Raw genomic sequence first — 12,828 nt, 5'->3', positions numbered from 1 at the left:
CATTAAAAAGTCTCTCTCACCACCCGATATTCCCCAAATAGATATTTATCAGGTAGTAAATTTATCGTCTGCAAAAATAATCCTTTTTTCCGAATCCTTGTACTTCTTTCCTTGATAAGCACCTCTTTCTTTCATTCTTTTTTGTAAACGCGCTACAAATTCATAATTTTTCAGCCCCCAGTCAGGAGCTATTAATAAATCTTTAGGAGATTGGGAGACAAAGCGCTCCACTACTATATCGGGACGGAGATGTTCTACATAGTCAATCACTAAATCAATATATTCGTCCACTTCCGCAAACAAATGAAAATCAACGGGATTCTCAGCATATTCATGAGCCATGCGCGTGCCGCGAATCAGTTGCAACTGATGAATTTTCAGAGTGCTCAACGGCAGCTCCGAAAGTATTTCCGCCTGTTCCACCATCGTGTCATGTGTTTCTCCCGGAAGTCCGAGGATGACATGTCCGCCTGTCAGGATACCACAAGCAGCAGTCCGCCCGACCGCTTCTGCTGTATCCGCATAAGTATGCCCCCTATTTATACGTTGCAGAGTCTTGTCGCAAGCACTTTCTATTCCATATTCCACCATGAGAAAAGTATGCCTGTTCAACTCTTCCAAATAGCGTAACAAGCCTTCCGGCATACAATCCGGACGCGTTCCTATCACCAAACCTACGACATCTTTCACCTCTAGCGCCTCTTCATACTTACGTTTCAATCCTTCCAATTCCGCATAAGTATTGGTATAAGCCTGAAAATAGGCCAGATATTTCATATCCGGATATTTATGGGCAAAAAAACATTTGCCTTCCTCCAGTTGGGTAGCGATGGATTTCTCCGTCCGGCAATAATCCGGGTTGAAAGTCTGGTTGTTGCAATAAGTACAACCACCCCACCCTTTCGTCCCGTCCCGGTTGGGACAGGTAAAACCAGCATTCAATGAAATCTTTTGTACTTTGTAAGGAAAATACTTACGCAAGAAAGCCGGAAAATCATTATATAGAAAAGAAGTTGACATATCCATTCTGTTCATTCATTATTTAATCTACAAACATAAGAAAAATCAACGAGGTAAAAAAAGATGCCCCAAAATATCTTCAATATATCAAAATAATCATAAATAGCATAAGATATTTTAATAATTATTGCATTTCAAAAAACTATTTAGTTAGCTTTGCCTTGATTTTAGGCATTGACGGGAGGATACTTGTGAAAGTCTTGTGCAATTTATTCCCCAATTATGATTTCATCTCACCATACCCCATGCAACTCTTGTCAATAAAATTATCCCTTTTATATTCCTAATAAGAATATAAAGGGGATTTTGGTTTAAATAACTATCGTTTATTTAAGTTTCAATAAAGTCAGGGCGCAATTGTAATTCTTGGGGGATTTGGTTCAGGACACAGCCATATCCCTAAAAATTGATTCATCCCCATGCGGAAATAAACCAAATCTCCAATTATCTGTATCCAAACTAGCTAAAAACTCTCTTACTGATTTTTATGCTATAATCCGGTTTCAGCCGTTTCAGTTTTATTCGCAAACGCCTTGGCAAAAGGGGATAGCGGCTGAAGGCGGAAAAAAAATCCCCTGCGAGAATAGGTTGTAGCCAGGGGAAAGTGCTTTCAGCGCATTCAGCTTTTTCAGACTTGACAATAGAGCTATATATTCACCGTGGTAGGTATATATACTCACCGTACTGGATCTATATGCCCACCACGCGGGGTATATAGATCCATCACCCAGGTAAAAGTGGGTGGCACGTGGTTAAATTATACACTTTTGCATTCAGGAGTGACTTCAGCCAAAAACACCGATGAAAAGGGACTTTTTTGAAGAACTGAAAGCTGAAGGCGTTTTTTTACTTTTTATATTTGGTAGGAGATTTAGCTGTAACAAGTAGGAGACTTGACTGCAACAAGTACTACACTCAATGAAATGATATAGGAGACTTGAGTAAGTCAAATACATGGCTCGGCTTACTTCAGTACTGCTTTGATTCATCCCAGCACCGGAATGAATCTTTTCTAAGGATTTCTTTATGCTTCTACAGTATTTTCTGTCGATTCCGGGTTAAAAAGCTGATGAATAGCGGATAAAAACCGATAAAAAAATCAATTAATAAATCCCGGATTCGTATATTTGCCACAATTCACAACCACAAATAGCACGCTTCAAAACAGATTCTTACACCTTGTAGCCAACTAAAAACAAAAAATACTAGGTGAAAAACAAATATTGCACATAGCTGTATCTGTATTATCATACTTTTGTAGCGATGAATGAACTCTTTCAGGAGTTTTATGAATTATCAAACAACAACCATTAATTAATAAACATGCAAAGAATGTCTAACAAAGTGAAAAACATGCGCTCTTTATTGCTAATGCTATTTTCAGCAATATCGCTTAGCGTATCTGCGCAAACGATTACCGTAAAAGGTAACGTGAAAGACACCAGCGGAGAGCCTGTCATTGGAGCCTCTGTTGTAGAAAAAGGTAATACGACCAACGGTACGATTACAGATTTAGATGGTAATTTCTCTATTAAAGTAGACGGTAAGAAAACATTAGTGATTTCATATATAGGTATGAAAACACAGGAAATAGCCGTTCAAGGTAGAAAGACAATCAACGTACAGATGGTCGATGACTCAAAAGCATTGGACGAAGTCGTAGTTATAGGTTATGGCACGGTGAACAAAAGAGACCTGACGGGTTCCGTAGCATCCGTAAGCTCAAAAGACTTGGCTGCCGTTCCTGTAGCAAGTGCCACAGAAGCTCTTACCGGCAAACTTGCCGGTGTAAGCATCACTACTACAGAAGGTTCTCCTGATGCAGATATTAAAATTCGTGTTCGTGGTGGCGGTTCGTTGTCGCAGGATAACTCTCCTCTCTATATAGTAGATGGATTTCCCGTTTCAAGTATCAGTGATATCGCTCCTTCCGAAATCCAAAGCATTGACGTTCTGAAAGATGCGTCTTCTACTGCGATTTATGGTGCCCGTGGTGCTAATGGTGTTATCATCGTTACTACCAAGAGCGGCAAGGAAGGTAAGACACAAGTAGATTTCGGTGCTTCTTTCGGTTTCAAGCAGGTAACAAAACTGACTGAAGTGTTAAGCCCGTACGACTTTGTTGCTTACCAGCGTGAAATCGGTTCCTTAGATTATGGTAACTTTGCCGATATGGACATTTGGCGTTCTATTGGCGGTATCGACTATCAGGATGAGATGTTCGGACGTACAGGAAACCAACAACAATATAATGTGAACGTCAGCGGCGGAACAAAACAACTGACTTACAGTGTCAGCTACGCTCACAATGAAGAGAAGAGCATCATGCTCAATTCCGGCTTCAAGAAAGATAATGTAAACGCTAAAATCAAATCAGAGTTGAGCAAATGGATGACATTGGACTTTAACGCCCGTTTAAGTTATTCCACTATCGACGGTTTGGGTGGTGGAGCCGATACAAACGAATCCAACGCAGCCAACTCAACAGTAGCCAACGCAGTTGTATTCCGTCCGGTTAATTCACTGAAATACAGTGACGATGATGAAGAGAACAGTTCGGCACAACAGAAGTCTCCATTGGAACGCTTGCTTGCGACAGATAAGGCACGCAACACTTTCAACCAAAACTATAACGTAGGTTTAAACTGGAAACCATTCAAGAACTGGACATTCCGTTCTGAATTCGGTTACGGATGGAAGTATGACGATACGGAACAATATTGGGGAGTAGACGCAGTATCCAACTCTAAATACGGATACAATGGCCAGCCACAGGCTTATTTATTAAGAGAGAAAACTATGAACTGGCGTAATGCCAACACTGTGACTTATGATAACAAGAAGTTATTTAAGGGTCGCGACAAACTGAATGTACTGTTAGGACACGAAATAAGCAGCAGCCAGAAAAAATCAATAGAAAATGTATCTGTCGCTTTCCCTGTTACCATGAATTTTGATGATATGAAAGCCAATATGGGGGCGGGCAAAGCTCTTGCCAACCAGTCCACTATTGCTGCAAAAGAAAACATACTATCTTTTTTCGGTCGTGTAAACTATAGCATGATGGATAAATATCTGCTTGCCGTTACAGTACGCGCGGACGGTTCCAGCAAGTTCAGTTCAGGAAACCGTTGGGGTGTTTTCCCGTCAGCCGCTTTGGCATGGCGTGTATCCGACGAGGCCTTCATGAGAAACACTCAAGACTGGCTGTCGGCATTGAAACTGCGTTTGAGCTTCGGTACCGCCGGTAATAACCGCATCAACTCCGGTTTGCTTGCCACGACTTATTCATTGGGTGGCAATGACGCGCGCAACCCGTTCTTCAACGGCGAAAACACCACTATGCTCGAGCATGGTACTAACCTTTATAATCCCGACCTAAAATGGGAAACTACAGTAACCCGTAACTTCGGTATTGATTACGGATTCTGGAATAACCGTATTTCCGGTGCTATCGACTTATACTGGAATACTACCAAAGACTTGTTGATGCGTACTGAAATCCCTTCTCTTTCCGGTTACAACTACCAATATAAGAATTTCGGACAAACATCCAACAAGGGTGTGGAACTCTCTGTCACCGCGGTCCTGTTTGACAAGAAGAACTTTTCTTTGAACTTTAACGCCAACATCTCTTACAACCGTAACCACATTGATAAACTGAACACTGATTCTCCCTGGCAAAGCAGTAACTGGTCAGGTAGTACAATGGCTAAATACGAAGACTTCCGCGTAGAGAAAGGCGGACGTTTGGGCGAAGTTTGGGGATATAAGACCAACGGTCACTATACTGTATATGATCCTGTCAGCAACCCTACCGGCGAACTTGTCTGGGGTGGCAGTGAATGGACATTGAAAGACGGTATGCAGGACAACAGTCCTACCATCACAGGTGGTAAATACTATCCGGGCGGGCTGAAACTGGAATGTGATAAAGACGGCAACCCTCTCAAACAACGTCTAGGTAACACAATTGCTCCGACAACCGGCGGTTTCGGATTTGATGGTCGTGTAGGCAACTTTGACTTCAACGTATTCTTCAACTATTCTGTTGGAAACGTAATTGTCAATGGTACGAAACTGGCTTCCTCTTTCCGGTCAGGCTCAAGAACCGGTTACAACCTCAACAATGATTTCAGATTGTCCAACCGCTACACTTGGATTGACCCGGAAACTGGTTTGAACTTGTCTTCTAGCTCCACAGACGTACTTAACACTTATGGTGACATGAATGCCGCAGGATTACGCCTGAATGAAATAAACGCTAATGCCAATATGTACAATCCAGCCAGCGCCACTACCATGCAACTGATAGATTATGCTGTAGAGAAAGCTTCGTTCCTGCGTTTGAACAACATAACTATCGGATATTCTCTTCCGAAAACCATCGTTAAGAAAGCATTTATCCAGAATGTAAGAATCTATCTGACAGGATACAACCTGTTCTGTTGGACTAATTACAGTGGTGCAGACCCTGAAGTCGACACCAGCAGCAAGAAAAATGCAATGACTCCGGGTATCGATTACGCTGCTTATCCTAAGAGCCGTACATTCGTCGGTGGTATTAACGTTACATTCTAATTAAAACATGAAACAGATTTATCGTATGAAAATATATAAGACATTATTCCTGGGGATAGGCCTCATTGCCCTGTCTTCCTGTTCGGATTTCCTAAATCAGACCTCACCGTCTGAACTGGATAATGAATCAACTTTTAATAATGCCTATTATGCAGAATTGGCACTCAATAAAGTTTACGGTAGCCTGACGCAAGACCAGACTTACTCTAACTTCATGCCTATCATCGCAGGAACCAACACCGATTGTGAATTAATTGACGGTTTGGGTGCCGATGCCAGCAATACTTCAAGCGAACGTGGTAATATGAACTACAATGCTAATCCGGGATGGGCACAACTCTCAAAGGTATGGGATGCGATGTACGGAGTGATCGAGAATGCCAATCTCGTAGTGGATGGTATCAACAACAGCCAACTGATACAACAACCGGGAGCAACCCGCACTAGCATGATGAGGTTCCGTGCCGAAGCCATGACCTTGCGTGCTATGGTCTATTTCGACATGATTCGTCTGTTCGGAGATATCCCTTTCAAGACTGAAACTTCCCAAAGCGACTTGTCTAATGTTTATATCGGCAAGACAGACCGTGACGATATCATGGACGAACTGATGCTCGAACTCGACGAAGCTATCGAATATTTACCCTGGGCGGGTGAAGACGGTCATACTACCGAACACGTCAGTAAAGGTTATGCTCACGCATTATTGGCTAACATCGCAATGACACGCGCCGGATATGCTATCCGCGAACAAGCGAAAGACGGGTATATCAGAGGAAATAACAGTGATGACACCTACCCTACCCAACGTTGCAGTAATGCCGAACGTCAGGAACTATTCAAATTGGCAGAAAAACACCTTGTTGCTGTCATCGGTTCGGGAAAGCATAACTTGAATCCTTCTGTTGAAGAATACTGGCGTTTGATGAATATCGGACGACTTGACCAGACTTATCAGGAAAACCTGTTTGAAATACCGATGGGACTGAATAAAAGCGGAGAGTTGGGATATACTATCGGATACCGTATAAATGGTGCCAGCACTTTGTTCGGTCCGAAAGGCAACTCATCCGGCAAGTTGAAACTGACTGCTCCTTATTATCTGTCATTCGGTGAAGGAGATATTCGCCGCGAACTGACTTGTGCCATCTCACAGCTCTCTACCGATAAGAATACCAAAGAATTTAAAGAATCTATGTTGGGCAATTCACCTTTCGGCATTTACTGTGGCAAATGGGATTATCGCAAGATGATGGAAAATACAGAATGGTATGCAGCCGTACTTGCCAGTGACCAGAAAGTATGTTCCGGAATCAATGTAGTGAAAATGCGTTACGCACAAGTATTACTGATGTATGCTGAAGTGGTAAACGAACTTCACGGTAAAGATGCGACAGCCGAAGGTTGTACGTTGACAGCCACAGGAGCACTGAAAAAAGTACACGATCGTGCTTATACCGATGCCAATAAACGCGACGCAGCCTGGACTGCCTTAATGCAGAAAAATTTCTTCGACGCTATCGTTGACGAAAATGCATGGGAACTGGCAGGCGAAGGTGTTCGTAAGTTCGACCTGATTCGTTGGAATCTGTTGAGTGAAAAAATAGACGAGTTCAAGACTGAATATACAAATGCTGTATACAACGGTACATATCCGCAGTATGTAAACTACAAATATCGCACGGACAATCCGATGTATATAGATATGACTTCTCTTGTATTTGGAGCCAAAGTGAGTGGATATGAAAACAAGAGTTTCTTCGGGGCTGAAACGACTGACAAGGAACAGAAAAATCTGAAAATAAACTTGCCTAGCATTTCAGGAGGACTGAATAAATCTGTGAAGAATCGTTACTTATTGCCGATAGCTTCCACTACAATATCTACCTCAAACGGTAAACTACATAACTCATATGGTTATTCGGATTAATCTTAAAATCGTAAAATGATGAAGAATATAAAAAACATATTGGGAACGGGAGCTTTCATGCTCCTTGCCTCTCTAGCTGTATCTTCGTGTACAGAGAAAAGTGATTGGGACATCGACTCTTCTTACAGCCGCCCTTTCGGAACTGATGAAAACGGAATCGGTGTAGAAACTGATAGCAAAGTAGCCAGAGCGGTAGTGACATGGAGTGCAACACCGAACACGGACTATTACCTTATCGAAATCAGCCCGAATGAAATGACGGATGAAACTCCGATGGGTTCAGACGAAAACGACAGCCAGGTATATGGAAACGATCCGACAAACCGCATCACGAAGTCACCTTACACCATAGATAATCTGAGCGCAAATACAACTTATTATCTGCGTATCAAGTCTGTTTCAGGTGGTAAAGAATCTCTTTGGGTGAATTATAAAAAGACTTTTGCTTCCGTTAAGGAAGAAGCAATCCTGAATATTCCATCCTCTGAAGATCTGCCGCAAGGTCAGGGAAAGGTACGTATGTCATGGGAAGCCGGACTAGCAGTAGACCACTTCGAGATCGTAGCAACCGGCTCTACAGATGTAACCTCACGTGACATATCTTCGACAGAAGTTGCAGCAGGCGAAGCATGGATTGAAAATCTGAAATCGTTCACAGAATATACAATCAGTATTTATAACGGAAACACTTTGCGCGGTTCGCAGACTGTTACTATTCCCGGATTGGAAATCGAATCTGCAATCAGTGATATTACAGCTAATTCGGCTATATTCTCTTGGGAAGAAACAGTTGACGTAAATGAATATGCTTGTGTTCCTTCTACCGAAGGAGTGCCTGAATCGGGTATTAAATTATCAGCAGAAGAAATCGCTGCACATAAAGTAACCATTACAGGTCTGGCTTCCAGTACAGAATATACAGCTTATGCATTTGCAAACGGTTCTATTTGTTCACGTATCACGTTTACGACGAAAAAAGGTAAGCCGACTGACTATGATGAATCATTAACATTAAGCGAAGCAGAAAGTAAATGGAGTACATTATCAGGTAGTATACTTATTACAATAGACAGTGATATTACATTTGGTGAAAAAATGATTCCTACAAATGTAACCAAAATCCTGTTCTGGGGTGAAGGTGAAACTCAACCGACATTAACTTATACTGGTGAGTTTAATTTCGGCGGACAACTTCAAGAAGTAGAGTTTTACAATTTGAATATTGCATCAACCGGCAACAACATACTTATTAATCACAACAGCAATGCCGGTTCTGCTGATGTATTGAAATTTACTTCATGTACATTAAAAAATCAACGCGGGTTGATTCGCATGAGGTCAAATGCCAAGCCGGCAATGGAAATTCAAATAGACGATTGTATAATTGAAGATTTAGGTTATCATACGGCTTCCGGTTCAGGAATATATGGTATTATTGATACAAGTGGCAGTAGCGCATTAACAACAGTTACATTCAGTATGACTCGTACAACATTCAGTCCGAGCAGTAATGCATACGCAACCGGCCCTCTGATCCGTTTCCTTAAAACCCAAACAGTTACTACAACAATTGAGCAATGTACATTCTATAAATGTGTTTCTGGACAAACTTTATTTAGAGAACTCAATCTCGCAACATTGAAAATATCGAATGTACTGTTTAGTGGTTCAGGTTTGAAAATATTGAATAAGGCAGATGAAAAGCCTGCTACGACAATAGGAAGCAATGTATATGTAAGTTCTGACTGTAAACTTTCCAACATATGGGATAATCTGACAATTAATGAGATTCCAATGTCAACAGACCAGATATTTACAAGTACAGGAACAGATGGACTTAACCTTATCTATGGAGCAGATGTACCCGAACAATATAAAATTGGCGATCCACGTTGGAACAAATAACTAAATAACCCCACAAGGTTCTTCGTCAGAAACAAAAGCTGACGAAGAGCCTTCTCTAAAAAGCAACAGATATTATGAATACAAATTCAATCTATACAATAAGTAAATACTTACTTCTGTTCCTGTTGATTTTCACAGGAGTTGCCTGTAGCGACAACGATGACGCAGAAGACACAAGTATTCCTGTCCTAATTTCACAGAACATAAATGAAGGCGATGTAGTAGGCCCGAACGGATATGTAGAACTGACCTTCAGCAAAGCCATGCGCCAGGCACCGGATACAGAAATCTACTTTAACGGAGGAATAGTACGTGTATCTATCAATTACGAAAGAGTACGTTATACATTCTCCGGCATGGAGAACAAAGAATGCACATTCGAAATTCCTGCAGGAGCATTGACTGATATGCAGGGAAGAGCTTATGATGAAGACTTCTTTCTTACCTTCACCGCAAAATCTGAAATTTCAGGCGGTGGAAAGGTATTCGACGCAGTTGTTGATTCTAAGGGAAACGGTGACTTTACCACCATTCAGGCTGCGATTGACGCTGTTCCCGGAGAAAAGACCAGTCCTTACAAAATCTTCATCACTAATGGTTCATACAATGAATGTATCCGAATCACTAAAAATAAAACTTTTATCCATTTGATTGGTGAAAGCCGCGATGGCGTAAAAATTCAGTATGCTTTGAACCGTGCAGGAAACTACAATGATGAAACACAAGGAAATGCAACAGACGATGCATGGAAATATTCCAGTAATAATCCGAACTCTGCCGTTCGGAAAGCAGGATATACCAAAGACCAAAACTGTGTTGTATTAGTTGAAGCCACAGATTTCTATGCCGAAAATCTCTCAATCATCAATCTCTACGGTGCATTGCCCAGCCGCTATACAGGCGGTTTAGGCAAAGACGGACAAGCGGAAGCCTTGATTACACGCAACGACCGCTTCTCTTTATACAATTGCGTACTCGTATCTTTCCAGGATACATGGTGGTGTCGCCACACTGCTTACTCCGAGAATCTTGCTTATCTCAGCAATACATTAATTGAAGGCCGTACAGACTATATTTGGGGAAGCGGCAATGTATTCATAGAAAACAGCAAGTTCTACAATACAGGAGATGGCGCTTATATTACTGCATCCGGTGAAACAGGAACTTGGGGATACATAATGAAAGACTGTACAGTGGATGGCGAAAGTGGCATAACCGCCTTCTCCTTCGGACGTCCGTACAAGCCAAATACCAAAACCGTTTGGATTAATACCACTCTGAAAATGGATATTATAGCCTCACACTGGTCTTCCTGGTCAAGCATACCTGCACTTTATGGTGAATACAATACGGTTGACAAAAACGGAACCGTCATTTCTACCGAAGGAAAAACTGTTGGAAACGGTGAGTACAGCTTCACAAGTACGGTACTTACAGCAACAGAAGCAGCAGAATACACTTATGAAAAGATCGTGAGAACCAATGGCTGGAATCCGAAAGAATATATGGAAACTCCTCTCGCAGCACCGGGCAACGTCAATCTGAGTGGCAACGAACTGTCATGGGATGCCGTATCAGGCGCTTCCGGTTACCTCATCTTTATGAACGGTAACTATGCAGGCCAGACTACTGACACAACCGTTACACTGACTAATACCGACGAAAGCAATATCTATACAGTGAAAACCGTAAGCCAGTACGGTACGGTAAGCGAATAAAACCAATAAGATTTTATAAAGAGTTCTTTGTCACATCATCAGTAAAACACAGTGTGTGAGACAAAGAACTCTGTTTTTTAAAACGATAATATTTGTATGCTCAATTTAATTAAAATAGGACTGGTATGTTTCTGCATGCTCAACTTGACAGTTGCCTGCAGCAGTGAAGATCCGGTTACCACCGATGAGACACCGGGACAAAGTACCGGCAACGGTGGTAATGAGAACGAAGGCGGTGGAAACACACCTGACGAAACGCGCTATGCCTTTCCGGGTGCTTACGGTGCGGGACGTTACACCACCGGCGGCGCAGGCGGAACAGTATATACTGTCAATTCGCTTGAAGACAACATGACACCGGGAACACTACGCTATGCATTAAGCCGTACAGGAAAACGCATGATAGTATTTTCAGTCAGCGGATTGATAGAATTACAAAGCCCCCTAAAGATAACCAATGGAGATGTAACAATTGCCGGTCAAAGCGCACCGGGAGCTGGCATTTGCCTGAAAGGTCATCCCGTCTCCGTACAAGCAGACAATGTAATCATCCGTTTCATGCGCTTCCGCATGGGGTCAGATAATTTTAAGACCGAAGAGGAAGCAGACAGCGGTGACGCTTTATGGGGAAAACAGCATAAAGACATTATCATTGACCACTGCTCTATGAGTTGGAGCACCGACGAATGTACCTCTTTCTATGACAACACCAACTTCACGATGCAATGGTGTATTATCAGCGAAAGTTTGAACCGTTCGGTACATACCAAAGGAAACCACGGTTATGGAGGTATCTGGGGTGGTTCTCCTGCCACGTTCCATCACAACCTGTTAGCTCATCATAGTAGCCGTACCCCCCGTTTATGCGGTAGCCGCTACACCGGCAAACCGGAAAATGAGAAAGTCGATTTACGTAACAATGTATTCTACAACTGGGGACCTACCAATGGCGGTTATGCCGGAGAAGGCGGAAGCTACAATTTCGTAAATAACTATTATAAACCCGGTCCCGTCACCAATACCAAGAAAGACATTGTAAACCGTATTTTCCAACCGAATGGTGACGACGGTACAAATAAGAATGCCAAAGGAGTATGGGGAAATTTTTATTTGAAAGGAAACTACTTCGATGGCACATGTCCTGAATTGAAAGCTGAATATCAATCTCTGCTTACTTCCGTAAACAATGACAACTGGATAGGATTACAACCTAAAGCGACAGAAGCAGTCCCCCTGCCTAGTGGCGGAAAAACAGCAATCCAATCCAACAATGAATTTACGATTGGCGACAATACATCCGAATTTACCCAATCAGCTAAAGATGCTTACAATTCAGTACTAAAGTATGCCGGAGCTTCCTTAAGATATGACGATGTAGACAAACGCATCATTGCCAATGTCATCAACGGAGACTATACAGCGGCCGGTAGTAATGGCAGTGAATACGGCCTTATCGATAAAGCAGGTGATGTAGGCGGCTGGCCGGACTATAAAAAAGAAACGGGTCCGAAAGACACCGACGGGGACGGTATCCCCGACGAATGGGAAACAGCCAATGGACTAAATCCCAAAAGTGCCGCCGACGGTGCCAAATACACATTGAGCAAAGTATATACCAATCTGGAGGTTTACCTCAACAGTCTGGTAGAAAACTCATATCCTGACAAATAAGAT

6 protein-coding genes are annotated in these 12,828 nt (G+C 42.3%); 5 read left to right on the top strand and 1 reads right to left on the bottom strand.

Annotation, left to right across the window (positions count from 1 at the left end):
- Nucleotides 1-48: 48 nt before the first annotated feature.
- On the bottom strand, nucleotides 49-1,026 hold the full coding sequence (locus CLIN57ABFB40_RS17120; protein WP_175631246.1) for a TIGR01212 family radical SAM protein: 978 nt from the start codon (nucleotides 1,024-1,026) through the stop codon (nucleotides 49-51).
- A 1,317-nt stretch (nucleotides 1,027-2,343) separates the two neighbouring features.
- On the opposite strand from CLIN57ABFB40_RS17120, the gene CLIN57ABFB40_RS17115 reads away from it, so the two are divergent.
- The 5 genes from CLIN57ABFB40_RS17115 (at nucleotide 2,344) to CLIN57ABFB40_RS17095 (ending at nucleotide 12,825) form a co-directional block, all read left to right on the top strand.
- Nucleotides 2,344-5,601, top strand: a complete 3,258-nt coding sequence (locus CLIN57ABFB40_RS17115) for a SusC/RagA family TonB-linked outer membrane protein (protein ID WP_410489612.1) — start codon at nucleotides 2,344-2,346, stop codon at nucleotides 5,599-5,601.
- 25 nt (nucleotides 5,602-5,626) lie between these two features.
- A complete protein-coding gene (locus tag CLIN57ABFB40_RS17110) occupies nucleotides 5,627-7,531 on the top strand; it encodes a RagB/SusD family nutrient uptake outer membrane protein (protein ID WP_175631193.1) in 1,905 nt (634 codons plus the stop codon).
- Nucleotides 7,532-7,546: 15 nt separating this feature from the next.
- Nucleotides 7,547-9,436: a DUF5123 domain-containing protein gene (locus CLIN57ABFB40_RS17105; RefSeq protein WP_175631192.1), complete on the top strand. Its 1,890-nt coding sequence runs from the start codon at nucleotides 7,547-7,549 to the stop codon at nucleotides 9,434-9,436.
- A gap of 74 nt (nucleotides 9,437-9,510) precedes the next feature.
- Nucleotides 9,511-11,154 carry a pectinesterase family protein gene (locus tag CLIN57ABFB40_RS17100; protein ID WP_175631191.1) on the top strand — a complete coding sequence of 548 codons (1,644 nt, stop codon included), beginning with the start codon at nucleotides 9,511-9,513 and terminating at the stop codon, nucleotides 11,152-11,154.
- A 96-nt stretch (nucleotides 11,155-11,250) separates the two neighbouring features.
- Nucleotides 11,251-12,825: a pectate lyase gene (locus CLIN57ABFB40_RS17095; protein WP_175631190.1), complete on the top strand. Its 1,575-nt coding sequence runs from the start codon at nucleotides 11,251-11,253 to the stop codon at nucleotides 12,823-12,825.
- Nucleotides 12,826-12,828 lie beyond the last annotated feature (3 nt).

Source organism: Bacteroides acidifaciens (genome assembly GCF_903181435.1).
In the GTDB taxonomy this organism is placed as follows: Bacteria; Bacteroidota; Bacteroidia; order Bacteroidales; family Bacteroidaceae; genus Bacteroides.
This window is presented reverse-complemented; position numbering and strand designations above follow the sequence as displayed.

Excerpts from the sequence above, each read along its gene's own strand:
- CLIN57ABFB40_RS17120 (WP_175631246.1), bottom strand. The coding sequence starts at position 1,026 with ATGGATATGTCAACTTCTTTTCTATATAATGATTTTCCGGCTTTCTTG.
- CLIN57ABFB40_RS17115 (WP_410489612.1), top strand. The coding sequence starts at position 2,344 with ATGCAAAGAATGTCTAACAAAGTGAAAAACATGCGCTCTTTATTGCTA.
- CLIN57ABFB40_RS17110 (WP_175631193.1), top strand. The coding sequence starts at position 5,627 with ATGAAAATATATAAGACATTATTCCTGGGGATAGGCCTCATTGCCCTG.
- CLIN57ABFB40_RS17105 (WP_175631192.1), top strand. The coding sequence starts at position 7,547 with ATGATGAAGAATATAAAAAACATATTGGGAACGGGAGCTTTCATGCTC.
- CLIN57ABFB40_RS17100 (WP_175631191.1), top strand. The coding sequence starts at position 9,511 with ATGAATACAAATTCAATCTATACAATAAGTAAATACTTACTTCTGTTC.
- CLIN57ABFB40_RS17095 (WP_175631190.1), top strand. The coding sequence starts at position 11,251 with ATGCTCAATTTAATTAAAATAGGACTGGTATGTTTCTGCATGCTCAAC.